We start from the raw sequence: 407 nt of genomic DNA on the forward strand, positions 1-407 counted from the left end.
GCCATGCGCTTATAGGCTGCGACCAGCCTGTCGCCTTCCTCGCGATCGACGGAGATCGCCAGCCGCATGGCGGCCTCGCCCATCTGCCAGACGAGGAATGCCGTCGTCTCCAGTGCGACTGGATCGGCATCGGGACGCAGCCGCTTCAGCACCGCGACGAGGAATTCGGCATTGGCGCGGCTGTCGGCGAGCTCAAGTTCGCGCAGCGCCTTGTCGGCCTGCGTGCCCGACCAGATGTCGCGTATCACCGGCTCGGCCAGGAACAGCCGGTAGTAGATGTCGACCAGTTCCGAAAACGCTTGGCTGAGGCCTTCGGCATCGCTGACATCCTTCAGCGCCGCCGCAATGCAGGCCTGGCTTTCGGCGGTGTAGCGCTCGGCAAGCGTCCAGACGATCGCCCGCTTGTC

At 65.6% G+C, this 407-nt stretch carries 1 pseudogene; it reads right to left on the reverse strand.

What is annotated here, in order from left to right:
* Positions 1-407 (reverse strand): annotated as a pseudogene (locus EOA38_RS38780) (TetR/AcrR family transcriptional regulator); the annotation flags it as partial.

It is taken from the genome of Mesorhizobium sp. M1E.F.Ca.ET.041.01.1.1 (assembly GCF_003997355.1).
In the GTDB taxonomy this organism is placed as follows: Bacteria; Pseudomonadota; Alphaproteobacteria; order Rhizobiales; family Rhizobiaceae; genus Mesorhizobium.